Consider the following 24,474-nt stretch of genomic DNA (forward strand, 5'->3'; position numbering starts at 1 on the left):
GTTCGGCCTACCCGCTTCGAGGGGGCAGGGCGAGCCTCGGGCGTCTTAAGGTGGCGTAAAGGCGCCCGCCGTCCGAACACATCCAACCAGAGGTCATTCAATGATTCCGCGCACTCTCTTCCATCATGAACATGAAGCGTTTCGCAATACCGTAAAGCGGTTTCTCGCGGAGGAATGCACGCCGCACCACGAACAGTGGGAGGAGGACCACCTGGTACCCCGGCAGATCTGGCAGCGCGCCGGTGAACTGGGCATGCTCAACGCCACGACCCCGGAGGCCTATGGCGGCCTGGGCCTGGACCGGCGCTTTTCGATGATCGCCGTCGAGGAAGTGGCCCGTGCCGGGCTTTCTGGCTTGAACGGCTTCAACGTGCACGACATCTGTGCCGGCTACCTGATCAACTTCGGCACCGAAGAACAGAAACAGCAGTGGCTGCCGAAAATGGCCAGCGGCGAAGTCATCTCTGCCGTAGCCATGACTGAGCCCGATACCGGGTCCGACCTGCAAGCGGTCAAGACCCGCGCCGTGCTCGACGGCGACGACTACGTGATCAACGGTGCCAAGACGTTCATTTCCAATGGCACCAACAGTGACATCATCGTGGTGATCGCCAAGACCGGTAATACGGGCAAAGGCTCGCGGGACATCTCGCTGATCCTGGTGGAGGCCGACCGGGTCGGCGTCACCAAGTCCAAACCGCTGCGCAAGGTCGGCCTGCATGCCCAGGACACCACCATGCTGTTCTTCCAGGACGTGCGGGTGCCAAAGGCCAACATTCTGGGTGGCGAACCGGGCCAGGGGTTCTACCAATTGATGAAGGAACTGGCCTGGGAGCGCCTGAGCATTGGCATTCTCGCCATTGCCGCAAGCCAGGCGGTGCTGGAGCAGACCATTGCCTACACCCGCGATCGCAAGGCGTTCGGCACACCGATCATCGAATTCCAGAATTCGCGCTTCAAGCTGGCGGATCTCAAGACCGAAATCGTCATTGGCCAGACCTACACCGATCGCTGCATGGAACTCATCCTGCAACACGAACTGAGCCCGGAGGCAGCGGCGGCAGCCAAGCTCTGGTGCACCGAGCTGTATTCGAAGGTAGTCGATCAATGCGTGCAGCTGCATGGCGGCAATGGCTACATGCTGGAGTACCCGGTTGCCCGTCATTATCTGGACAGCCGCGTCAACCGCATCTACGGTGGAGCCAACGACATCATGCGCGAACTGGTGGCACGAACCCTCTGAATCGTCGACAAGTCAACCTGACATCGACGGATCTTTGTAGGAGCAAGCATGCTCGCGATGGACGTCAACGATAACGCGGGCTGTCTGGATGCCCGCGTTGTCTGGACGTTTTTCGCGAGCATGCTCGCTCCTACAGGGTAGCCCCCCCTCGATTGTGGGGGGTGGGCTGTCTGTTTTCCCCGCCACCATCTGTGCCAAAGCGGATCCCGAGGTTGCCAGAAACCTGCTCGCAACCATGACACGCGCTGTCTTTTAGCGGTGTTCGGGTCAATAATCCGGCAATCGCCAGAATGTGGCCATACCTCGCCGATCCGTATCGTGCAGCCCCACGCTGTTTCGCCGGATTTTGCGGGATCGGAGACCAGGCAGGACATGCATACCGACAAGCTGCTCGTATCGACGAAATTCGCTCCACCGCGCATTGGTACCCAGACCATCCTGCGCGAACGCCTGCTCGAGGATCTGCGCGGCATGACGCAATGCCGCGTGGGCCTGGTGACCGGCAGCCCCGGTTTCGGCAAGACCACGCTGTTGGCCCAGTGGCGGCAGGTCATGATGCGCACCGGGGCGGAGGTCGCCTGGCTGGCGCTGAGCGCCGATGACAAGCACGTGCCGATTTTCTTCGCCTATTTACGTGGCGCGTTACAGCGTCTTGGCATCGTCCTGGACAGTGGCGTGCCGTTGGAAGGGGCGCGACCGGAGTTCATCGACGAGGTGGTGGCGACCATTGTCGAAGGTGCCGCCAGTATCAACAAAGAGTTGTTCCTGGTTATCGATGACTACCAACACGTCACCGACCCGCGTTCCCACCAGCTCATGCAAAAGCTGCTGGATCACAGCCCCGAGAACCTGCACTTCGTCATCTCGTCCCGCGTCGGCCCGCCGCTGAGTTTCAGTCGGCTGCGCCTGAGCGGACAGTTGCTGGAACTCGATTGCGCCACCTTGCCATTCGATCTGGCCGAATCTCGCGCCTTTCTCGAACAGAGCCTGGCCGCATTGAAGCTCAGCCCGGAAGAGTTCCATCAGATCCATGAGCTCACCAGTGGTTGGCCAGCCACTTTGCAACTGGTGATCATCCTGCTGCGCAGTGATCCAGACTCGCGCGGCGCCTTGCGCGAAATGGGTTGGCGTTCCGACGACCTGCAGAGCTACCTGGCCGAAGACGTCATGGCCCATCTGCCGCCCGAGCTGGCATCGTTCATGGAGAGTATGAGCATTTGCCGGCGGTTCAACGCTTCCCTGGCGCAAGCGATCACCGGCGACAGTTCGGCACAAGCGATGCTCAAGCGGCTGGATGAAGACAACCTGCTGATTTTTCGCGTCGAAGCCGATGATCGCCAGCCGTGGTATCGCTTCCATGCGCTGTTCGGCGATTTCCTGGCCACACGGCTCGCTCGTCGTGACAGCGCCGCGCAAACCGAATTGCATAATCGGGCCGCACGTTGGTTCGCCGAGCGCAAACTGCTAGCCGAGGCGGTCCGCCACGCCACCCTGGCGGGCGACCTCAGCTATGCCGCCGAGTTGATCGAGCGGGCAGCCCCGGCAACCTGGAGCCTGAGTCAACTGAGCCCGCTGCTACGCCTGCTCGACCGTTTGCCGCAGGAAATCCTGTTCTCGCGTCCGCGTTTGTTCTTTCTCGGATGCCTGGCCTACGCACTCACGGCCCGTCCGGCCAAGGCAGAAGCCTGGCTGGAGCAATTCCATCGCAGCGGTGCGGCCCAACACGCCGACGTCGCCTATCGATTGCCGCTGGTGCAGGCGGCCATCGAGGTCCAGCGTGATCGTACCGAGCCCATCATCGGCTTGCTCAAGGACTTCCAGGCGTTACCGGATGACTACTCGGTGACCCGTTTCGGCGCGCCGGCACTGCTGACCATCGCTTATCTGGCGGCGGGACGGATCGAGGAAGCGCTGCAGTGCCTTGATGACAATCCCATCCCTGAGGTCGAGCGCAATGGCGAGATGGCGTTGGTCGCCGAAGGGGCCCGGACCCTTTGTTACCTGCAGGCCGGCCAGATGCGCGAAGCAGAGCGGATCGGTACGGCACAACTGGCACGCGCCGTGTCAGTGCATGGACACCGCGCCGCCAGTGCCTATCTGGGCGCAGCCACGCTGGCCGAAGTTTACCGCGAGGTGGACCGTACCGATGAAGCGCGGGAAATCCTCGCCAATCGCAATGGCCTGCTGCAATGGGCCATGCCCGACACCATGCTGCGCGCCACGATTTGTCGCGCGCGCCTGGACCTGCTCCAGGACAGCGCCGCCGTGGCCATGGCCTTTCTGCAACGACAGGAACGGCACTTTCGCACCATCAACCAGGATCGTGCCCTGGCGCATTGCCTGGCCGAGCAGGCTCACATTGCCTTGCTCGAGAACGACAAGGCACAGGCCACCGACAGGGTCGGCAAATTGCAAACGCTTGCAGAAAAGCACCGCGAGTCCCTGGGCTTTCAGGCAGATATTCCGGCAATTGCGGCATTGGCCCGAGCACGTTTGCTACTGGCCACCAACTACCCGGACAAAGCCCTTGAAGACCTGGCAATCCTCAGCACCTACGCAAAGAAATTCAGTCGCGGACAGTTGCTGGTCACCGGTCAGTTGCTCATGGCTTGCGCGAGGGCCGACCTGCTGCAGCCGGAGCAGGCGCAAGCGCACTTGCTTGAAGCCTTGACCCAGGGCCGTCGACTGGGACTGGTGCGCACCTTCCTCGATGAAGGCGAAGTGCTGCGCAAGATGCTCGCCGTGCTGGCAAGTAAACGGCTGGCCAGCGAGGACGAGGCTTACCTGGCGCAGCTGCTGGAGCGCTTCGGCCCTGGAAGCGTCGGACGCGCCAACGAATCGTCGGCCAACAGCGCGTCTTCAATGCTCACGCCACGGGAGCTGGCCATCCTGCAATTGATCAGCCAGGCGATGGCCAACAAACGCGTGGCCCTGACACTGAACATCTCGCTGGAAACGGTGAAGTGGAACTTGAAAAACATCTACGCCAAGCTCGGGGTTTCGAGTCGCTATGACGCGGTGTCGTGGGCGCGCAAGAATGGGTTGATTGAGTGATCCCCACAGGCTTGTTTCATGGACAGAACACTAGCAGTTCTGCTAGTAGGCAGGGCTGGCCAATTGCGCGAGAGTAGTCGCCTGAATCGACGGACCTTTCAGCGAGCCCGCCCCCATGCGAACCAACCGCGAAACCCCGCTCTGCCGCTACCACTACGACGCACTGGATCGCCTGGCCGTGTGTACGCCAGCGGAGCAGGCAAGCACCGGGCGCTTCTATCAGAAAAGCCGCTTGGCCACCGAGATCCAGGGCTTGGTGCAGCATTCAATCTTTCAATACGACGATCAACTGTTGGCGCAGCACCAGCGAAGGGGCGGCACAGTAGCAACAACCTTGCTCATCACCGATCAACAACGCTCGGTGTTGAACGCACTCGACGCAACGCCGCCTCGTTCCCTCGCCTACACACCTTACGGCCACCGCCCTGTGGGAAACGGCTTGCTCAGCCTGCTCGGTTTCAACGGCGAACGGCCGGATCCGGTGACAGGGCATTATCATTTGGGTAATGGCTATCGCCAATTCAACCCCGTGTTGATGCGGTTTAACAGCCCGGATAGTTGGAGCCCATTTAGAGAGGGGGGAATCAATGCTTATGCCTATTGTGCAGGAGATCCGATCAACTGGACGGATCCAACAGGGCATGTATTAAAAAAACTCCTGCTCAAGCTGGATCTTAGTGATCTTTATAAAACCGATTTTTATAAAACGGTACCTGTAGTGAGAGATCAATTGGGAGGCAGTGCAGCAGTAAAGGCGCAGGCAAAAGCGGTGAAGATGCCTTCTGAAGAGTATCTACTCCGTAGAACCATCGATTACATGAAGTATGAGTCGAAATCTATGATAAATTCCAACAAAAACTATATTAGTGCGTCTGCCAATATTGAAGACGCTATTAATGAGCTTTCACGTGCCGCAATAGAAATAAGCAGTCATCGCACACTTAGTATCGAAGTAATGCGCCACCTTCGACCGATGGGTTGGGAGGCTGCTGCTGATAAAGCAAGTAGGTGGGGTGCAGAAGTCGAGCGTGGGTTTGCAGAAGTTAAACTAATAGCTAGCAATAAAGTCAGGGCTTTAGCGAGAGCTCAGTTTGAAACCCCACCTCCTATTACAAGATACGCTCCCCCGGTGCCTCCAAAACCAGGTAACACCATTCGAAAGCAATGACTACCCCCAACTTCACTATCGACTGTGCGCTGGACAAACCGCGCAACATTCAGCGCTTTTACGGGAGCGGCCAACAATCGCGTGGCCTGGACGCTGAATACTTCGCTGGAAACGGTGAAGTGGAACCTGAAAAGCATCTACGCCAAGCTGGAGGGCGGGGGCGAGTCGCTATGACGCGGTGTCGTGGGCGCGCAAAAATGGGTTGATTGAGTAGGGGAAAACAGTAGTTTAAACACGCTCAAGATTGTTTGTTTAAACGCCCTACAGATTACTTCCTGAAAGCTACAAGACCTTGCGTCGTTGCCTACGGGTACGCCAGAATCCGCCGGCTTGTGCGCCTTGGGGCTGCTCGGTAACTTTATTCGGGTCACTGATTGTCAGTGATCGGGTTTAGTAGCTCGGTGGTTTTAATCCAAGACGTACAACGCTTCTACCAGTCAGGCTTTGCGCCTGCATTCTGATGGTGGCTGTACGTAGGGCGCCCTTGGGCGCGCCGGTTTCTTGGATTCCCCGGTCTACTAACCTGCGTACAGCTGCCACCCCTTCTTTAGTAGGGATGGGTGATGGCCCCATTCAGGAATCCACAACATGTTCAAGGTAACACCAACCCCGCCGGACACCGATCCAGCATCCCCATACGAACCCGATTCAAACAAACTCAACGAGGCCGCCGAACGCGCCCTCGATTTCCACTTCCCCTCGACGGCCGACATCAAGGCCACGCCGCGAACACACAGCACGCTGTTTACCGTCGACCCGCAAGCCACGCGCGAAACCCTGATGGTTTATCTGGTCGAGACACTGGCCTCGGTCGATGTGATGGTGCACCAGTTGGTCGATCATCTGGACGGCGGCTCACGCAACGCGCTGCTGGGCATTTCAAACAGCGTGATGCTGGCGGAAATCACCGCGAACCGGGTGTTGGATCAGATTGATCCGCCTGACTAGCTCACACAGGAACCTGCAGCATGCCCCCACAACTGACGCCGAGCACAGGCTGACGTATGGCGGAACCGGGAAAGGTGCATATCTTGTAGGAGCCGGCTTGCTGGCGATGGACGTTAACGATAACGCGTGCGATCTGGATAAATGCGGGGCACTTGAGACCATCGCCAGCAAGCCGGCTCCTACAGGGGGCCGTGACCGATTCGAAAATCTTCAAACCGCGGGGATAAATCCACTCACCACAAAATGCTCAGTGCTGCTGGATCCTAAGCGCAAAACACCAGCGCAGCGAAGGAGGGGAGCGTTGCGTGGACGCGCCGATTACTTCCCCCCCCTGGCGTTTCGCGGGGGCAGTCTATACTTGGGATCGATTTTGGTAGCCAACCCTGTTGGAGGGGGTAACTGCTTTTCCGAGTATCAAACCAAGGGAGTCGCCGCATCTCTTATGGCCAATAAACTCACTACAAAGACTGCCATCGTTACCGGGGCCGCCCAAGGGATTGGCGCAGCGATCGTGCGGCTCTTCGCGCAGGAGGATTGCTTCGTCTACGTCACTGATATCAACGACGAACTCGGCACAACCGTTGCAGAGTCACTCGGTGATCGCGCCCGCTATCTGCACCTTGATGTGCGGCGCGAAGATGATTGGGTACGAGTGACGACGCAGATCCTGAAGGAGCGAGGCAGGCTGGACGTCCTGGTGAACAATGCGGGTATCACCGGATTTGAGCACGGCGCCGTGCAACATGACCCGGAGCAGGCGCGTCTGGAGGACTGGCACGCCGTGCATCAGACCAATCTCGATGGTGTTTTCCTGGGTTGCAAGTACGCCATTCGCGCCATGCGGCATCACGGAACAGGCTCCATCATCAACATCTCCTCTCGATCAGGCCTGGTTGGCATCCCGGGCGCCGCGGCCTATGCCTCGTCCAAAGGCGCAGTGCGTAACCACACAAAAACGGTGGCGCTTTACTGCGCCGAGCAAGGACTGAAAGTTCGGTGCAACTCGATTCATCCAGCGGCCATTCTCACACCCATGTGGGAGCCCATGTTGGGCACCGACGCGGGTCGTGAAGAGCGAATGGCCGCACTGGTTCGAGATACTCCACTCAGAAGGTTCGGAATGCCCGAAGAGGTGGCGGCCGTGGCACTGCTACTCGCCTCGGATGACGCGACGTACATGACCGGCAGTGAGCTCAACATCGACGGCGGCCTCTTGGCAGGCACGGCCGCGACGCCCTCCGTAGGAGCTGTCGAGTGAAGCGAGGCTGCGATCTTTTGACTTTGCTCTTGAAAAAACAAGATCAAAAGATCGCAGCCTCGTTTCACTCGACAGCTCCTACAGGGGAGGGGGCGCGTACGTTTATCCGGTCGCGCCATCAATCAGGCATTGGGGAGCAGGCCTTTCTTTTTGGCGACATGAGTCGCCAGTGCGTCCATCAAGTCCGGGGACAGGCAGTCGTAGGGCTCCAGGCCGATTGAGCGTAGACGCTCACGAATAGCCTGCATTTGCGCGGGCGGTGTGCCGGTTTCGATGATGGACGACACGAACGCCGCGAAGCCCGGCGCAGCCCATCCGCTTTGGGGAGAGAGCTCGGTGTGGACGAAATCCAGGCCATAGAACGCATGGTCCTTGTTCTCGATGCGCCCGAAGAGATGGGCGTGACACTGCTTGCAGGCGTGGCGCTGGATAGTGGCGGTTTCGTCGACAATCGCCAGTTTTTCGCCGTGGGCAGTGACGCTGACCTTATCCCGGGGTACCACGGCGATGACCGCGAATGTCGCGTCTTGCGGTTTCCAGCATTTGCTGCAGCCGCACGCGTGGTTATGCAGGGTTTGTGCGCCGATCCTGACCTCGACCTTGTCGGTCGCACACAGGCATTGCAGGGTGCCACCTGTGAAATTCGCGGCGGCGGGTTGGAAACCGTTGTCCAGTACAGGGTGAAGTTTCAAGGTGGCCATGCTGGCTCCTCCTGTTCAGGCTGCCCCCAGATAAATGCCCCCAGATAAAGAATAGCGCGCCGTTGTGTTTTTCGAATGCACAAATCCCCCCCTCCCCGAGGGGGCGGATCTGCGAAACCTCCTCCTATGATCGATCCAGAGCCCCTTCAAAGGTGGCCGACCGACGACCGAAGGAGAGAACCACCCATGATCCCCCGTAGCCTGTTTGACCATGAGCACGAGGAGTTTCGCAGCAGCGTGCGGCGCTTCCTGGCTCAGGAATGTGCTCCCTGCCTCGAACAGTGGGAAGCCGACCATCGGGTCCCGCGGTCTATCTGGGAGAGGGCCGGCGCGTTGGGCATGCTCAATGCCACCACCCCCGAAGCCTACGGCGGGCTGGGGCTGGATCGACGTTTCTCGATGATCGCCACCGAGGAAATCTACCGGGCGGGCCAGGCATCGGGGCTGATCGGTTTCGGCGTGCATGACATTGTCGCCGGCTACCTGGTGAATTTCGGCAGCGAACAGCAAAAGCAGACCTGGCTGCCAAAGATGGCGGCAGGCGAGGCCATCGGCGCAGTAGCGATGACCGAGCCTGATACCGGCTCCGACCTGCAGGCGGTCAAGACCCGCGCCGTGCTTGAAGGCGATGAATACGTCATCAACGGCTCCAAGACGTTCATCTCCAACGGTACCAATTGCGACCTGGTGGTCGTGGTGGCCAAGACCGGTAATACCGGCAAGGGCGCCCAGGACATCTCGCTGATCCTGGTCGAAGCCGACCGCGCAGGTTTCAGCCGGTCGCAGCCATTGCGCAAAGTCGGGCTGCACGCCCAGGACACCACCATGTTGTTCTTCGACAACGTTCGGGTGCCGAAGGAAAACCTGCTGGGGGGCGTGGCCGGACAGGGCTTCATCCAGTTGATGAAGGAATTGGCCTGGGAGCGGCTATCCATCGCCATCAGCAGCGTCGCCGGCGCCGAGGCTGTGCTCGAAAGCACGCTCGAGTACACCAAGGGCCGCAACGTCTTCGGCAAACCGATCTTCGCCTTCCAGAACACCCGCTTCAAATTGGCCGACCTGAAGATGCAATTAGCGGTGTCGCAGAACTATGTCGACCGCTGCATGGAGCAATCCCTGGCCCGCACGCTCAGCCCCGAAGCGGCAGCCTCGGCCAAATTGTGGTGCTCGGACCTCTACACCAAAGTCGTGGACGAATGCGTCCAGCTGCATGGCGGCAACGGCTACATGCTCGAGTACCCGGTTGCGCGCCACTACCTCGATCACCGCGTCCTGCGTATTGCCGGCGGCGCCAACGACATCATGAAAGATCTGGTCGGGCGCACGCTCTGATCCCGGTTGCAGACTCAGGATAAAGAGAAATGCCCATGGAATACCTGATACCCCGTTCCTTGTTCAGCACTGAACACGATGAGTTTCGACGCGCCTGCCGCCGCTTCATGGAGGAGGAAGTCAACCCGTTCCACGCCCAGTGGGAGAAAGACAAATGCGTACCGCGTGACGTCTGGCGCAAGGCCGGCGAGATGGGAATGCTGCTGCCTTCGATGCCAGAGGAATATGGCGGGCCCGGTGCCGATCGCCTTTTCGACGTGGTTTTTTCCGAGGAATTCATGCATGCCGGCGCCTCGGGCCTGATCGGCTTCGGCGTACACGGCCTGGTGGCTAATTACATCCTCAATTACGGCACCGAGGCGCAGAAGCAGGCCTGGTTGCCGAAAATGATCGCAGGTGAGGCCGTGGGCGCCATCGCCATGACCGAACCCAATACCGGTTCGGACCTGCAAGCGGTGCGCACTCGCGCCAGGGCCGAAGGTGACGAGTTGATCATCAACGGTTCCAAGACGTTCATTTCCAATGGTGCGTCCTGCGATCTGGCGCTGGTGGTGTGCAAGACCGGCGACAGCGGCAAGGGCGCCCATGACATCTCGCTGATCATCGTCGAAAAAGAACGCGAAGGCTTCAGCCGTTCGCAGCCGCTGGAAAAAATCGGCCTGCATGCCCAGGACACCAGCATGTTGTTCTTCGACGACTGCCGCGTACCGGCCGAGAACGTGCTCGGTGGCGTGCAAGGGCAGGGCTTCTATCAGCTCATGCATGACCTGGCGTGGGAACGGATCATCGGCGCCGTCGGGTTTCAGTGCCAGGCCGAGGCGGCGCTGGATCACACCATTGAATACACCCGCACGCGCATCGTCTTCGGCAAGCCGGTGCTGGACTTCCAGAACTCGCGATTCACCCTGGCGCAACTCAAGACCGAAATTCAGATCGGCCGTTCATGGGTCGACAGCTGCTTGGCCTTGCTGCTGCGCGGCGAACTGACGGCCGAAGCGGCCGCCGTGGCCAAGTACTGGACCGCGGAGCTCAGCAGCCGCGTGGTCGATGCGTGCCTGCAATTGCATGGCGGCAATGGCTACATGACCGAATACCCGATCGCCAGGTTGTACCTCGATACCCGTGGCAACCGGATCTGGGGCGGTACCAACGAAATCATGAAGGAAATCATCGCTCGCACGTTGTGAGCGCGATCATAGGAGAGCAAACGTGTCTCAAGAAATTCGCTTTGACGGCAAAGTTGCCATCGTCACCGGCGCCGGCAACGGCCTGGGACGCGCCCACGCCTTGTTGCTGGGTTCCCGGGGTGCCAAGGTCGTGGTCAATGACCTGGGCGTGAGTACCGAAGGCCTGGGCACTTCAAGTTCCGCAGCCGATGCCGTGGTCGCGGAAATTCGCGCCATGGGTGGTGAAGCTGTTGCCGACTACAACTCGGTGACCGAGGGCGAGAAAATCGTCGCCACCGCGCTTGAGGTGTTCGGCACGGTCGACATCCTCATCAACAACGCCGGGGTCTTGCGCGACAGTTCGTTCCACAAGATGACCGAAGAACAGTGGGACCTGATCCAGGAAGTTCACGTCAAGGGCGCCTTCCGCCTGACCCACGCCGTGTGGCCGATCATGCGCGACAAGGGCTACGGCCGCATCGTCATGACCGCATCCGGCGCTGGCATCTTCGGCAACTTCGGCCAGTGCAACTATTCCACTGCCAAGTCCGGCCTGATCGGTTTCGCCAACTCGCTGGCCATTGAAGGCGCGAGCAAGAACATCCGGGTCAACACCATTGCCCCGGTCGCCGCTTCACGCATGGTGATCGCCAGCGGTCTGTTCCCCCAGGAGCTGCACGACAAAATCAAAGTCGAGGACTGCGCGCCGCTGGTGGGTTGGCTGTGCAGCGAGGAATGCGCAGACACTGGCGGCCTGTTCGAAGTCGGTGGTGGCTTCCACGCGAAATACCGTTGGGAGCGTTCCCACGGCCGGTTCCTGCACACCAATACCCTGAGCCCGGAACTGGTTCGCGATAACTGGTCGCGCATCACTCAATTCGATGAGCACAGCGTTCATCACACCGATGGCGCCGACGGCCTCAAAGAGCTGTTTGCACGCATGGAGTCGCCCGCCAAGGGTGGCAACGCCTTCATTGATATGGAAGTGGCAGCCAACGCCGTCTCCCATCTGGAAACCGAATACGACCAGAACGACGCCGCGCTCTATGCACTGGCCGTTGGCGCTGCCAAGGACCCGCTGGACCGCGATGAATTGAAGTACGTGAACGAGTTCCTCGGCGACGAGTTCCGTGTTCTGCCGACCATGGCCGTGTTGCCGGCGACCGAAGTGTTCCTGCGTGCCGCCAAGTCCGGCGAGCCACAGCTGGAAGGCCTCAATGTGCCGTTTGCCAAAGGCCTGCATGGCGAACAGTACACCGTGATGTATCGCCCATTGCCGCCTAAAGCCAAGCTCAAGCACACCATGCGCTTGAAGTCGGCAATCGACAAAGGCAAGAGCACCGTGACCATCCTGGCCATCGAGACCACCGACGAACACGGCACGCCGCTGTTCTACAACGAAGTGACGGGCTTCTACCCTGGCGTGTCGGGTGCAGGCCTGCAACGTGTGGCCAGCGAAGAGATCAACGTCGCGCCGGAACGTGAGCCCGATGCGGTGCTGGCTGACAAGACTGAAGTCAACCAGGCGCTGCTGTATCGCCTGTGCGGTGACTGGAACCCGATGCACGTCGATCCGGACTACGCCGCCAAGGCCGGCTACGAGAAACCGTTCCTGCATGGTCTGTGCACCTTCGGCTACCTCGGTCGCCATGTGATCAAGGCGTTCTGCGGCAACGATTCGCGTCTGTTCAAGAGCGTGCGCGCGCGCTTCGCGTCCATCGTGATGCCCGGCGATACCCTGGAAACCCGTATGTGGCGTGAATCGCCGACGCGCATCATCGTCGAGATGCGTGCGGTCGAGCGAGACATCGTTGTGTTGAAAAATGGCGCGGTCGAATTGTTCGAGTCCGTACCGGCCTGATTGCCTGGCCACCTGCCGCTTCCATGAACGGGAAGCGGCAGTTTTTCTATTTCAGGAGAGCACGATGCAACGTTGCGTCAATGTGATTGGCGTAGGTATGTCGCCCTTCAGTCCAGCCGCGCTGGGTCCCGATCCCCCATTGTTGATCGGCACTACGATACGACAGGCGCTCACCGACGCCGGCTTGTCCGCGGGCAACATTGCGGCGGTCTATGCCGTTACGGGCACGATGGATGGCGCGACCTTGCAGCGTGCTCTGCAACCCGTGGGGCTTGCGCATGTACCGCTCTGTCACTTTCCGGAGAGCAGCGCTGATGGCAGTGCCTTGTTAGCACGCGCTTGCCAGGCCATCACCCTGGGGCAGTCGGAAAGTATTCTGGTGCTGGGCATTCAGGGTGCGCCTGTCATGCCAGCGTCAACCCTCGGGTTCGAGCCTCTCGGCGCCACGGCGCGGGAGTACATGACGCGCTACCTGGCTCGACGGGAGACCTTCGCCATGATCGCCGTCAAGGCGCGCCAGCATGCCGCGCTCAATCCGCTGGTAGCGTTCAAAAACGTGCTGACGATGGATCAGGTGTTGCAGGCCGAGATGATCGCCGATCCGCTCAGCCATCCGCAGTTTGCCTGGGCCAGCTCGGGTGTAGCAGCGGTTTTGCTGTGCTCCAGTGAATTTGCCCGGCGCCACTGCAACGGCGCGGTCGTTCAAGTTGCTGCCCAGGCCTGTGTATCCCCGCAGCAAGTGAACGGTCTCGAACAGGGGGCAACCTTCGCTGGCGTCAACTATGACGTCAACGTCGCCGCCGCCCGGGAACTGTATGAACAAGCGGGCAGGGGACCACAGGAAATTGCCGTCTGCGAACTGCACGACGTCAGCACCGTCAGCGAGTTATTACTTTATGAGGCGCTGGGTTTCTGTCAGGAGGGCAACGGTGAGAAACTGGTCGAAGACGGCGACAATACCTACGGCGGCAACCTGGTCATCAATCCTTCCGGTGGCCTGCTGACATTGGGTCAAGCCTCGGCGGCGAGCGCTCTGGCGCAATGTATAGAGCTTGTGCACCAGCTGCGTGGGAGTGCCGGCCGACGCCAGGTCGCCGATGCGCAACTGGCCCTGCAGCATCAGACAGGTAACGACGGCACGGTGACGACGACCCTTTTTCAGCGCGATTGAGTTCTGCAGCGAACGTCGCGACGGGCCCCGAACAGAATAATTTCAATGGGTGGAACACCTCCCTCAAATGCAGGATCTGCAATGAACAACAACAATAAGCACCCGACACTGTTGCATCGCTTCCTTCACTGGGAGCACAGCACGCCAGATTCAATTTACCTGACTCAGCCCTTGCCCGATGGCAGCGTGCAAGACTTCAGCTGGCGTGAAGTGGGCGACCAGGCGCGGCGCATGGCCGCTCACCTGCAGAGCCTGGCCTTGCCCGCGAAATCCTCCATTGGCATCTACGGCAAGAACACTGCCCACTGGATCATCGCCGACCTGGCGATCTGGATGGCCGGCCACGTCAGCGTCCCGCTGTACACGACTGCCAATAGCGACACGGTGCGCTACGTGCTGGAGCATGCGGAAATACGCCTGCTTTTCGTCGGTCGTCTTGAAGGCGACGCGGTGGGCTGGAACGCTGTTTGTGCCTCGATTCCGCCCGACATGCCGTTGATCGATTTGCCTATGTCCGGCTGCGGCAAGGGTGAGTCCTGGGATCAGATCATCGCTCGTACCGCGCCACTGCAAGCGGTGGTCGAACCGGCGCCAGAAGAACTCGCCACTATCATCTACACCTCGGGCAGCACCGGCGATCCCAAGGGCGTGATGCACAGCTTCGGTGCCATGTTCAGGGCGCCGGCGGTGACCGGCTGCATGTACGCCAACGGCCAGGGCACCAGCAGCAGTGACCGCTTGCTTTCCTACCTGCCTCTGGCCCATACCGCCGAGCGAGCGGTGGTGGAAGCGGTGTCGCTGTATAGCGGCTGCCGGGTGTTCTTCAACCTGGGGCTGGAAACCTTCAGCGACGACCTGCGCCGCGCGCGTCCAACGATCTTCCTGTCCATGCCGCGGTTGTGGGGCAAGTTCTATCAGGGCATCAACGAACGGATCGATCCTGCCAAACAGGCCGCCGTGTTCGCCGATCCGGTGGAAGGCAAGCTGATGAAGGCGCAGATCCTCTCGGCCCTGGGGCTTGACCAGGTGCATACCGGCCTGTCCGGTTCCGCGCCTTTGCCGGTGAAGGTGATGGAGTGGTACCGCGAGCTGGGTCTTGAACTGCTGGAAGGCTATGGCATGTCGGAGAACTTCGGCACCTCGCACTTCAGCCTGCCGGGCCAGGTGCGTGTCGGCTACGTTGGCGCGGCGATTCCGGGTGTCGAATGCCGTATCGGCGACAACAACGAAATTCTGGTGAAAAGCCCGGCGCAGATGCTGGGTTATTACAAGCGACCCGATCTGACCGCCGAGAGCTACACCGCCGATGGCCTGTTCTGCACCGGTGACCGTGGCGAGCTGGACGAGCAGGGGCGCTTGCGTATCACCGGGCGGGTCAAGGAGTTGTTCAAGACCGCCAAGGGCAAGTACGTCGCGCCTGTGCCGATCGAAGCCAGGTTGGGCAATCATCCGCGTGTCGAGGCGTCCTGCGTCACCGGCGTTGGCCTGGCGCAACCGCTGGCCTTGCTCAACGTTTCACCCGATACCCGCGCCGCACTCGCCACCGCCGAGGGCCGCGACAAGGTTGCCACTGAGCTTGAGGTTTTCCTGGCCGAGGTCAATGCCCAGTTCGAGTCGCATGAGCAACTGGGGTGCCTGGTGGTTGTCGCTGAACCCTGGACCGTCACCAATGCGCTGCTGACACCGACCCTGAAGATCCGCCGCAGTCTGATCGAGGACCGCTATCAGGGCCAGATCGAAGCGTGGGGCGCGAGTCGCTGCAAGGTTGTTTTCGAGTAGGGCTTTACACCGCTGTAACTGAGCCGACCTTTGGGGTCGGCTTTTTTTTAGTTGGCGAGTCTGGGGGGCAGTGAATCTGCAGCAGACACAAAATCTGCGTACTGCCACAAATCCCATGTAGGAGCTGGCTTGCCAGCGATGGCGGAGTGTCAGTCACAAGTGATGTTGGATGTGCCGGCCTCATCGCAAGCAAGCTTGCTCCCACAGTGAATCTGCAGCGGACACAAAATCTGCGTACGGCCACAAATCCCCTGTAGGAGCTGGCTTGCCAGCGATGGCGGAGTGTCAGTCACCAGTGATGTTGGATGTGCCGGCCTCATCGCGAGCAAGCTTGCTCCCACAGTGAATCTGCAGCAGACACAAAATCTGTGTAAGGCCACAAATCCCTTGTGGGAGCGAGCTTGCCAGCGATGGCGGAGTGTCAGTCACCAGTGATGTTGGATGTGCCGGCCTAATCGCGAGCAAGCTCGCTCCCACAGTGACTCTGCAGCGGACACAAAATCTGCGTACGGCCACAAATCACCCTGTAGGAGCTGGCTTGCCAGCGATGGCGGAGTGTCAATCGCCAGTGATGTTGGATGTGCCGGCCCCATCGCGAGCAAGCTCGCTCCCACAGTGAATCTGCAGCAGGCACAAAATCTGTGTAAGGCCACAAATCACCCTGTAATTGGATGGACTCGCCCCAGCCGAGGCGTCAATGCGCCACGATGGCAGTCTAAACAGCCAACGACAGCGAGGGCGAGTCCATGAAAAATCATAGTTCGATTGATCAATCCCTGTCTTCTTCCGATTTGTCGGCCTGCACAACTTTGGCGGTCGATCTGGCCAAGCAGGTCTTTCAGGTCGCCGGTGAAGATGTCCTTGGCCAAGTGCGCTACGAGCAGCGGATCAAGTCGCGTGAGGCGTTTTATGAGTTTCTCCAGCAGTTGCCGCCTCATGTCGTGATTTTGATGGAGACCGGTCCGGGTGCTCAAGCCTGGGCCCGGCAGCTGCAAGACAAAGGCAATCTGGCGCGGATTCTTCCAGCCGGTTTGGTGGCCACACACCGCAGCGGGCCTAAAAATGATCGCAACGATGCGCTGGCGATTCTGCGGGCGGGTCGCGATGAAAAAATCTGCGCGGTACCGGTCAAAAGCGTTGCGGCGCTGGCAATGCAAGCGCTGCATCGCGCCCGTCAGGGCTATGTGCGTCGACGCACAGCGGTAAGCAATCAGATGCGCGGCCTGCTGCTCGAGCACGGCGTGGCCTTGGCGCAGGGCGATGTTGCGATCAGTCAGAAAATTCCGCGGGTACTGGAAGATGCCACCCAGCCGGTGCCGGGCCTGCTGCGTGAACTGATCCACGAACTGTTGGCCGAGTGGCGCCATTTGGGCGAGCGCATCAGCGTGCTGACGGGACGCCTGGAAGTGGCCGCCAACGCCGACATGACGGCGAAGCGACTGATGACTGTGCGGGGCATCGGCCCAGTCACTGCCACGGCACTGGTGGCCAAGGAAAGCAAGCCTGAGCGATTTCCCAATGCCCGCAAGTTTGCCGCGTACTTTGGCATGGTACCTGACCAGCACAGTAGCGGGCAGACGGTCCGGCTGGGGGACATGACCAAGCGAGGTGATGTTTATTTACGCAGCCTGATGATCCAGGGAGCCCATGCGGTGCTGCAACAACTACGACCTGATTCCCAGCAACCCGATGACCGCCGCTTGTTGCGGTGGATGAGCCGACTGGGCCGTAAGGAGGCTGCGATCAGGCTAGCCAACCGCAACCTGCGAATCGTCTGGGTGCTTCTACAGAATGACCAGTCTTATCGTCGCCATGCTGGTGATGGTCAGCAAGCGACGATGAGCCACTGAGCGACAGAGTTCTGCCACCGAGGTACTGACTGTCTGACCCTTTGCTGAAAAAAATTGACCCCAGGTAAGACCGGCGTGGATTGATGCCTAAGCTCCTACTGGCCTTCGAGGCCTGACTGTAATCGGCATACCACGAGCTCTTCCAATTTTGGCCAGAGGCCGAAGACGGCTTCCACGAATAGGCCTAATACATAGATGCAACGGGGCGACAGTTTTTCAAAAGCGGGTAGACAGTGGGGGCGAGTCCATACATAGGAGCTGGCTTGCCAGCGATGGCGGAGTGTCAATCGCCAGTGATGTTGGATGTGCCGGCCCCATCGCGAGCAAGCTCGCTCCCACAGTGAATCTGCAGCAGGCACAAAATCTGTGTAAGGCCACAAATCACCCTGTAATTGGATGGACTCGCCCCAGCCGAGGCGTCAATGCGCCACGATGGCAGTCTAAACAGCCAACGACAGCGAGGGCGAGTCCATGAAAAATCATAGTTCGATTGATCAATCCCTGTCTTCTTCCGATTTGTCGGCCTGCACAACTTTGGCGGTCGATCTGGCCAAGCAGGTCTTTCAGGTCGCCGGTGAAGATGTCCTTGACCAAGTGCGCTACGAGCAGCGGATCAAGTCGCGTGAGGCGTTTTATGAGTTTCTCCAGCAGTTGCCGCCTCATGTCGTGATTTTGATGGAGACCGGTCCGGGTGCTCAAGCCTGGGCCCGGCAGCTGCAAGACAAAGGCAATCTGGCGCGGATTCTTCCAGCCGGTTTGGTGGCCACACACCGCAGCGGGCCTAAAAATGATCGCAACGATGCGCTGGCGATTCTGCGGGCGGGTCGCGATGAAAAAATCTGCGCGGTACCGGTCAAAAGCGTTGCGGCGCTGGCAATGCAAGCCCTGCATCGCGCCCGTCAGGGCTATGTGCGTCGACGCACAGCGGTAAGCAATCAGATGCGCGGCCTGCTGCTCGAGCACGGCGTGGCCTTGGCGCAGGGCGATGTTGCGATCAGTCAGAAAATTCCGCGGGTACTGGAAGATGCCACCCAGCCGGTGCCGGGCCTGCTGCGTGAACTGATCCACGAACTGTTGGCCGAGTGGCGCCATTTGGGCGAGCGCATCAGCGTGCTGACGGGACGCCTGGAAGTGGCCGCCAACGCCGACATGACGGCGAAGCGACTGATGACTGTGCGCGGCATCGGCCCAGTCACTGCCACGGCACTGGTGGCCAAGGAAAGCAAGCCTGAGCGATTTCCCAATGCCCGCAAGTTTGCCGCGTACTTTGGCATGGTACCTGACCAGCACAGTAGCGGGCAGACGGTCCGGCTGGGGGACATGACCAAGCGAGGTGATGTTTATTTACGCAGCCTGATGATCCAGGGAGCCCATGCGGTGCTGCAACAACTACGACCTGATTCCCAGCAACCCGATGACCGCCGCTTGTTGCGGTGGATGAGCCGACTGGGCCGTAAGGAGGCTGCGATCAGGCTAGCCAACCGCAACCTGCGAATCGTCTGGGTGCTTCTACAGAATGACCAGTCTTATCGTCGCCATGCTGGTGATGGTCAGCAAGCGACGATGAGCCACTGAGCGACAGAGTTCTGCCACCGAGGTACTGACTGTCTGACCCTTTGCTGAAAAAAATTGACCCCAGGTAAGACCGGCGTGGATTGATGCCTAAGCTCCTACTGGCCTTCGAGGCCTGACTGTAATCGGCATACCACGAGCTCTTCCAATTTTGGCCAGAGGCCGAAGACGGCTTCCACGAATAGGCCTAATACATAGATGCAACGGGGCGACAGTTTTTCAAAAGCGGGTAGACAGTGGGGGCGAGTCCATACATAGGAGCTGGCTTGCCAGCGATGGCGGAGTGTCAATCGCCTGTGATGTTGGATGTGCCGGCCCCATCGCGAGCAAGCTCGCTCCCACAGTGAATCTGCAGCGGACACAAAATCTGTGTACGGCCACAAATCCCTTGTGGGAGCGAGCTTGCTCGCGATGGCGGAGTGTCAATCGCCAGTGATGTTGGATGTGCCGGCCCCATCGCGAGCAAGCTCGCTCCCACAGGTCTACATGCCTTCCAGCGTGCCAAACGCAAAACGCCCCGCAGGCGGGGCGTCTCTTTAACCACTGTTTCCTTAGGTCAGCGAATACCCGCGTTACGCAACGCGGCAGGCGTGAAGTCTGCCAGTTTGGTGCGGGCACCGTATTGCGGTGCCGATTTGGCCTCGTTGCTCATCCCCGCGACGATGTAGCGTCCGGCGAGGAGGTCGTAGAACCCTTGCGCGGCGGGTGCATTCAGGCCTTTCTCGTAGTTGCTGTAGGTGTAGTTTTCACCCACACGCCAGAGCTGGCCGCGACCGTCGTAATGGTCCACCTCGGCCAGGGTCCAGGTGTCTTCATCAAAGTACATGTCACGCTTGGCGTAGATGTGCCGTTGACCGGCTTTCAATGTCGCCTGCACGTGCCATACCCGATGCAACTCGTAGCGGGTCAGGTCCTGGTTGATATGACCAGGCTTGATGATGTCCGCGTACTTCACGCTTGGCGACTGCAGCTTGTAGTTGTTGTAGGGAATGTACACCTCCTTCTTGCCGACCAGCTTCCAGTCATAGCGATCCGGGGAGCCGTTCATCATGTCGGCGTTGTCGGAAGTACGCATGCCGTCCGACGCCAGGCCAGGAGCATCGTAGGCCAGCTGTGGCGCGCGGCGAACACGGCGTTGACCGGCGTTGTAGGCCCAGGCCTTGCGCGGCTCGGTGACCTGGTCGATGGTTTCATGGGCCATCGATACGGTGCCAGCCAGGCGCGCGGGCGCGTCAACGGCGAAGATGTAGTAGTAGAGGATGTTCTTCTCGGCCTGCAGGTCGACGCCATCCATGTACTGCGGGAAGCTGTTCTGGTCGTGGGTCTCGACGATGGTGTAGTCGCCATTGACCTGCGGCACAGCCTGGACCGCCCAGCGCTCGACGTTCTCACCGCGGAAACGGGTCACGTAGTTCCAGTAAACCTCGACGCCATTCTTGGGGATCGGGAAGGCGTAGTAACGCGAGTCGGAAAAATTGCTCAGCCCAGTGCCTTCGTTGACCGTCTGCACATTGACCGCGCTTTTCTTCGCGGCAGCGTAGATGCCCACGGGTGCCGCAGCGGTACGGTGACTTGGATAGACCGGGATCTTGTAAGTCTCGGGATAGCGCTGGAACATGGCGAGCTGGCCGGGTGTCAGCTTGTCCTTGTACTGCTGGGCATTGGCCGCCGTGATGGTGAACAGCGGCTTTTCGTTCTTGAACGGGTCACCGAGGAAACCCTTGGCGTCCACCGGTGCCGCGCCGGCCTTGAGGCCGCCGTCCCAAGCGGGAATGCTTTTGTCGGCGTTGCCTTCTTTCTGCGCGCCAAGTGGCGTCAGGGTCGTGCCGAGTTGGGCCGCTTCCTGTTCGCTGACGGCGGCCATGACGCCGGTGGCCAGCAGGGAGAGCGCCAGGCCTGCGCAGGTGATGATCTTGCTTGCTTTCATGGATGTACCCTCTGTCTGTTGCGGCTCAGAAGTTGACGCCGAAGCTGAGCGAGACGAAGTCCCGGTCGGTGGTGGTATTGAATTGGCCGCCAAAGAAGTCCGTGTAACTCAGGCTTGCGGTGTAGGTGGAGAGGTAGTCGGCATCCACGCCGACGCTGACGGCTTTGGCACCTTCCTCAAAGTTCGGGCCCCATCCGTCCACGTCATGGGACCAGGCCAGGTTTGGCGAGAGGTTGATGCCGACGATGACGTTGGTGTAGTCCAGCTTGGCGCGCATCCGATAACCCCAGGAATCGGTGGTGTAGAAGCCGTGGCTGTTGCACTCCTTTTGCGGGTTGGTCGCGGTGGCGCAGACGCTCGCATTCTGGGTACCGGGGAATTCACCGGCGCCAAACACCGGGCTACGGCCGAAACGCACATCGGTGCCATCCGCCGAGCCCAGGCCATTGATGCGGTTGTAGCCGACTTCGCCTACCAGGGTCAGGCGGCTGGCACCCAGCACCTGATCGAAGAACTGCGTGGCCGTCACCTGCGCCTGCATCACCGGCATCCGTTTGTAGCCAGGCAGGTCACCGCCCAGGGCTTGCGCGGTTTCGCCGGAGGTAAAGACCGGTGAGGTCTGGGTACTGAAGTTGGTATCGGTGGATTGAATCGCTGCCAGGTTCAGGTCGGCGGTGTTGATTTGCAGCGGCATGTTGGGGCGGTAGCTCAGCTCGCCACCCACAGAGGTCTCGCCCAGCGTGGTCTGGAAGCTCAGCCCGTAAAGGCGGATGTCCTCCGGATAATCGACGAAGTACCGCGCGGCACGTACCCGGTCGAACTGGTTCTGGGCCACGCCAATTGCCCGTGCAGCGGGGGGCAGGGCGCCCACCTGGGCAGCCGTGATCGGCGCGACGGTGGTTTGCTTGAAGCTCAGGTAAGGGTTGCGGCTGTGGTAGTTCATGGCATAGAAGCCGAACTCGGTGTCGTGCAGGGCGGGGGCGAACCAGCGCAAGGCGATGCCGTATTGGCCGCTGTCGCGCGGATCGTTGTCCTTGACGCGCGGCATGTAGACGTCGTCTACCACGCGCCCGCCAAGAATCTGCGCGGCGGTCGCGGTGTTTCTGGCTTCGCCTGGGGCGAGGTCGGGACCGGCGAATACCAGGCGATCGTTGCAGCCTTGGGGCAGGGGGTCGGAACCGAAGAAGGTGCCGCAGTTATCGACCACTGAATTGGCCCATTCGAGCTGATAGAAGCCCTCGACGGTGAGGTTCTCCGCCAGCCCCTGGGACACGTAGAGCATGTTGACCGGGATCAGGCCTTCCTTCACTTCGGCGCCGGGGCGACGCAGGGCGGCGACGTCGACGGGGTTGATGCTGTTGATCGAGTTGCCGATGAAGGTGCTCTCGCCCCAGCTCACCACCTGTTTACCCAGGCGCACGTTGCCCGGCAGATCACCCAGGTTGTAGTTGTGATAGATGAAGGCGTCGAGGAATTCGGCGCCGGAAGACTTGGCCAGATCCTCACGACCACTGTCGTCGATGTCGTAGAACAGGCGATGTTCGTCCTTCAGTTCGAAGTCATACCAATACTTGCCGCGCACGAAGACGCCGCTGTCGCCGTACTTCAGTTCAAGGTCATGCACGCCCTTGAAGATCTTCGAGAAGGTTTCGCCCTTCTTGAAGTTCTGCCGGTTGTCATCCGCCGTACGAGTGGCCGATTCACCGCGCAGGCCAAGGGTGTTGGCGGCGTTGATGAATTTGGGGTCCGGCCCGCGTACGGCCCAGCTGGAACCGACGGAAAGGGACGAATCGAACTGACCTTCGATTTCGCCGATCTGGAAGTCGATGGCGTTGGCACTGGCGCATGTCCCAAGGCCCACGGCGAGGGCCAGCAGGTGAGGGCGCAATACGATTTGTGTACGGGTAGAGGACCGCAGGCGTTGGGAGCTCATATGTCTTTCGAAAGTCACGTGTTGGTTACCCCTCTGATCTTGTTGTTCTGGTGTACCGCCACGTAACGCTAACGCCGGCGCCCTTCGCCCTTCCCCCTCCAGTGGGGGGGGATCCCCCTCCATTTGTCGCGCCCCCCGATTGCCTTGTGCATGGCCGTGAAGCCCCCTCCACCGGAGGGGGTATGAGGGCGTGCGGTGTACGTAACCATCGTTCGACGGTTTGCTGCGCTCGCCAGAGGCTTAAGCGTGCAGCACAGGCCTTGATAACTGACCTTGGAGAAAGTGATGTCCCAGAAAGTAATTGTTGCCGGCGTCGGCATGATCCCGTTTGCCAAGCCCGGCCAGAGCGGTACTTATATCGAAATGGGTGCGCAAGCCATTCGCCAGGCGCTGCAGGATGCCGGCCTGGACTACCGCAAGGTGCAGCAGGCGTACGCCGGTTATGTGTACGGCGACTCCACCAGCGGCCAGTCGGCGCTTTATGAAGTGGGCCTGACCGGTATTCCGGTGATCAACGTCAACAACAACTGCGGCAGTGGTTCTTCCGCGCTCTACCTGGCACGCCAGGCTGTGGAAAGCGGCGCCGTGGATTGCGCCCTGGCTTTCGGCTTCGAGCAGATGCAACCCGGTGCCCTGAAGGCCCACTGGCTTGATCGCCCGATCACCTACGGCAAGGGCCATGAAGTGGCCGACGCGATCTTCCCTGAAGGCCGTGAAATGCCGGACGCCCTGAAATTCTTCGGCGGCGCGGGTAAAGAGCACATGGAGAAATACGGCACGAAGATGGAAACCTTCGCCGCCATTCGCGCCAAGGCCAGCCGCCATGGCGCCAACAACCCGTTGTCGGTGTTCAAGAAGGTGCTGACGACCGAAGACGTCATGGCCGACCAGGTGATTTTCCCGGGCGTCATGACCCGCCTGATGGCGTGCCCGCCGACCTGCGGCGGTGCTGCAACCATCCTGGTTTCCGAACGCTTCGCCAAGCAACACGGCCTGCGTACCGATGTCTGCATCCTGGCCCAGTCCCTGGTGACCGACCAGCCGGACGCCTTCGAGCCGCGGTCGCTGATCAGCATCGTCGGCGTTGGCATGACCCGTCAGGCCTCCAATGAAGTCTACGAAAAAGCCGGCGTCGGACCTGAAGACATCCGCATCTGCGAGCTGCACGACTGCTTCGCCCACAACGAACTGCTGACCTACGAAGGCCTGGGTTTCTGTCCGGAAGGCGGCGCCGAAAAATTCGTGATGGACGGCGACAACACCTACGGCGGTCAAGTGGTGATCAACCCGTCGGGTGGCCTGCTGTCCAAAGGTCACCCGCTGGGCGCTACCGGTCTGGCCCAATGCTACGAGCTGACCCATCAACTGCGCGGCACCGCCGACAAGCGCCAGGTAGAGAACATCCAGCACGCCTTGCAGCACAACCTGGGCCTGGGCGGCGCCGGGATCGTGACCCTCTTCGGTCGTAACTGATGCCACGGCGCGCCCGTAGCGGGCGCGCCCTTTCTTTG

At 60.2% G+C, this 24,474-nt stretch carries 16 protein-coding genes and 1 pseudogene; 14 read left to right on the top strand and 3 right to left on the bottom strand.

What is annotated here, in order from left to right:
* Positions 1-100: 100 nt before the first annotated feature.
* The 5 genes from ACA054_RS14485 (at position 101) to ACA054_RS14505 (ending at position 7,671) form a co-directional block, all read left to right on the top strand.
* Positions 101-1,243 (top strand): acyl-CoA dehydrogenase family protein, encoded by a 1,143-nt coding sequence (locus ACA054_RS14485; RefSeq protein WP_497690005.1) that lies wholly within the window; start codon positions 101-103, stop codon positions 1,241-1,243.
* A 372-nt stretch (positions 1,244-1,615) separates the two neighbouring features.
* On the top strand, positions 1,616-4,297 hold the full coding sequence (locus ACA054_RS14490; protein ID WP_497690006.1) for a winged helix-turn-helix domain-containing protein: 2,682 nt from the start codon (positions 1,616-1,618) through the stop codon (positions 4,295-4,297).
* A 115-nt stretch (positions 4,298-4,412) separates the two neighbouring features.
* Positions 4,413-5,465, top strand: a complete 1,053-nt coding sequence (locus tag ACA054_RS14495; protein WP_497690007.1) for an RHS repeat-associated core domain-containing protein — start codon at positions 4,413-4,415, stop codon at positions 5,463-5,465.
* 588 nt (positions 5,466-6,053) lie between these two features.
* A complete protein-coding gene (locus tag ACA054_RS14500; protein WP_497690008.1) occupies positions 6,054-6,413 on the top strand; it encodes a DUF6124 family protein in 360 nt (119 codons plus the stop codon).
* A 442-nt stretch (positions 6,414-6,855) separates the two neighbouring features.
* Positions 6,856-7,671, top strand: coding sequence for an SDR family oxidoreductase (locus ACA054_RS14505; protein ID WP_497690009.1), 816 nt, complete (start codon positions 6,856-6,858; stop codon positions 7,669-7,671).
* A 122-nt stretch (positions 7,672-7,793) separates the two neighbouring features.
* On the opposite strand, the gene gfa is transcribed toward ACA054_RS14505, so the two are convergent.
* Positions 7,794-8,372 (bottom strand): S-(hydroxymethyl)glutathione synthase, encoded by a 579-nt coding sequence (gene gfa / locus ACA054_RS14510; RefSeq protein WP_497690010.1) that lies wholly within the window; start codon positions 8,370-8,372, stop codon positions 7,794-7,796.
* Positions 8,373-8,558: 186 nt separating this feature from the next.
* Between gfa and ACA054_RS14515 the strand changes: the two genes are divergently transcribed.
* The 8 genes and pseudogenes from ACA054_RS14515 to ACA054_RS14550 all read left to right on the top strand — a co-directional run bounded on the left by ACA054_RS14515 (position 8,559) and on the right by ACA054_RS14550 (position 19,106).
* Positions 8,559-9,704, top strand: a complete 1,146-nt coding sequence (locus ACA054_RS14515) for an acyl-CoA dehydrogenase family protein (protein WP_497690011.1) — start codon at positions 8,559-8,561, stop codon at positions 9,702-9,704.
* A 44-nt stretch (positions 9,705-9,748) separates the two neighbouring features.
* The gene (locus ACA054_RS14520; RefSeq protein ID WP_497690298.1) at positions 9,749-10,891 is read left to right on the top strand and encodes an acyl-CoA dehydrogenase family protein; all 1,143 of its coding nucleotides are present in this window, start codon (positions 9,749-9,751) and stop codon (positions 10,889-10,891) included.
* 22 nt (positions 10,892-10,913) lie between these two features.
* Positions 10,914-11,816: pseudogene (locus tag ACA054_RS14525) on the top strand (SDR family oxidoreductase); the annotation flags it as partial.
* 33 nt (positions 11,817-11,849) lie between these two features.
* Positions 11,850-12,731 (top strand): MaoC/PaaZ C-terminal domain-containing protein, encoded by an 882-nt coding sequence (locus ACA054_RS14530; protein WP_497690299.1) that lies wholly within the window; start codon positions 11,850-11,852, stop codon positions 12,729-12,731.
* 64 nt (positions 12,732-12,795) lie between these two features.
* The gene (locus ACA054_RS14535; RefSeq protein ID WP_497690012.1) at positions 12,796-13,902 is read left to right on the top strand and encodes a thiolase C-terminal domain-containing protein; all 1,107 of its coding nucleotides are present in this window, start codon (positions 12,796-12,798) and stop codon (positions 13,900-13,902) included.
* Positions 13,903-13,983: 81 nt separating this feature from the next.
* Positions 13,984-15,681, top strand: coding sequence for an AMP-binding protein (locus ACA054_RS14540; protein ID WP_497690013.1), 1,698 nt, complete (start codon positions 13,984-13,986; stop codon positions 15,679-15,681).
* A gap of 791 nt (positions 15,682-16,472) precedes the next feature.
* Entirely contained in the window at positions 16,473-17,531 is a 1,059-nt protein-coding gene (locus ACA054_RS14545) for an IS110 family RNA-guided transposase (RefSeq protein ID WP_497690228.1), read from the top strand.
* 516 nt (positions 17,532-18,047) lie between these two features.
* Positions 18,048-19,106: an IS110 family RNA-guided transposase gene (locus ACA054_RS14550; protein WP_497690300.1), complete on the top strand. Its 1,059-nt coding sequence runs from the start codon at positions 18,048-18,050 to the stop codon at positions 19,104-19,106.
* A 553-nt stretch (positions 19,107-19,659) separates the two neighbouring features.
* Here the strand turns inward: ACA054_RS14550 and ACA054_RS14555 are convergent.
* Both ACA054_RS14555 and ACA054_RS14560 read right to left on the bottom strand, forming a co-directional pair.
* Positions 19,660-21,030, bottom strand: coding sequence for a DUF1329 domain-containing protein (locus ACA054_RS14555; RefSeq protein ID WP_497690014.1), 1,371 nt, complete (start codon positions 21,028-21,030; stop codon positions 19,660-19,662).
* A gap of 25 nt (positions 21,031-21,055) precedes the next feature.
* The gene (locus ACA054_RS14560) at positions 21,056-22,963 is read right to left on the bottom strand and encodes a DUF1302 domain-containing protein (protein ID WP_497690015.1); all 1,908 of its coding nucleotides are present in this window, start codon (positions 22,961-22,963) and stop codon (positions 21,056-21,058) included.
* A 285-nt stretch (positions 22,964-23,248) separates the two neighbouring features.
* On the opposite strand from ACA054_RS14560, the gene ACA054_RS14565 reads away from it, so the two are divergent.
* The gene (locus ACA054_RS14565) at positions 23,249-24,436 is read left to right on the top strand and encodes a lipid-transfer protein (RefSeq protein ID WP_497690016.1); all 1,188 of its coding nucleotides are present in this window, start codon (positions 23,249-23,251) and stop codon (positions 24,434-24,436) included.
* Positions 24,437-24,474 lie beyond the last annotated feature (38 nt).

The organism is Pseudomonas sp. LBUM1653, assembly GCF_059716115.1.

What these genes read in the sequence shown, in the direction of transcription:
- ACA054_RS14560 (WP_497690015.1), bottom strand. Translation starts at nt 22,963, where the DNA reads ATGAGCTCCCAACGCCTGCGGTCCTCTACCCGTACACAAATCGTATTG.
- ACA054_RS14485 (WP_497690005.1), top strand. Translation starts at nt 101, where the DNA reads ATGATTCCGCGCACTCTCTTCCATCATGAACATGAAGCGTTTCGCAAT.
- ACA054_RS14555 (WP_497690014.1), bottom strand. Translation starts at nt 21,030, where the DNA reads ATGAAAGCAAGCAAGATCATCACCTGCGCAGGCCTGGCGCTCTCCCTG.
- ACA054_RS14535 (WP_497690012.1), top strand. Translation starts at nt 12,796, where the DNA reads ATGCAACGTTGCGTCAATGTGATTGGCGTAGGTATGTCGCCCTTCAGT.
- ACA054_RS14540 (WP_497690013.1), top strand. Translation starts at nt 13,984, where the DNA reads ATGAACAACAACAATAAGCACCCGACACTGTTGCATCGCTTCCTTCAC.
- ACA054_RS14495 (WP_497690007.1), top strand. Translation starts at nt 4,413, where the DNA reads ATGCGAACCAACCGCGAAACCCCGCTCTGCCGCTACCACTACGACGCA.
- ACA054_RS14500 (WP_497690008.1), top strand. Translation starts at nt 6,054, where the DNA reads ATGTTCAAGGTAACACCAACCCCGCCGGACACCGATCCAGCATCCCCA.
- ACA054_RS14515 (WP_497690011.1), top strand. Translation starts at nt 8,559, where the DNA reads ATGATCCCCCGTAGCCTGTTTGACCATGAGCACGAGGAGTTTCGCAGC.
- ACA054_RS14530 (WP_497690299.1), top strand. Translation starts at nt 11,850, where the DNA reads ATGGAAGTGGCAGCCAACGCCGTCTCCCATCTGGAAACCGAATACGAC.
- gfa (WP_497690010.1), bottom strand. Translation starts at nt 8,372, where the DNA reads ATGGCCACCTTGAAACTTCACCCTGTACTGGACAACGGTTTCCAACCC.
- ACA054_RS14490 (WP_497690006.1), top strand. Translation starts at nt 1,616, where the DNA reads ATGCATACCGACAAGCTGCTCGTATCGACGAAATTCGCTCCACCGCGC.
- ACA054_RS14505 (WP_497690009.1), top strand. Translation starts at nt 6,856, where the DNA reads ATGGCCAATAAACTCACTACAAAGACTGCCATCGTTACCGGGGCCGCC.
- ACA054_RS14565 (WP_497690016.1), top strand. Translation starts at nt 23,249, where the DNA reads ATGTCCCAGAAAGTAATTGTTGCCGGCGTCGGCATGATCCCGTTTGCC.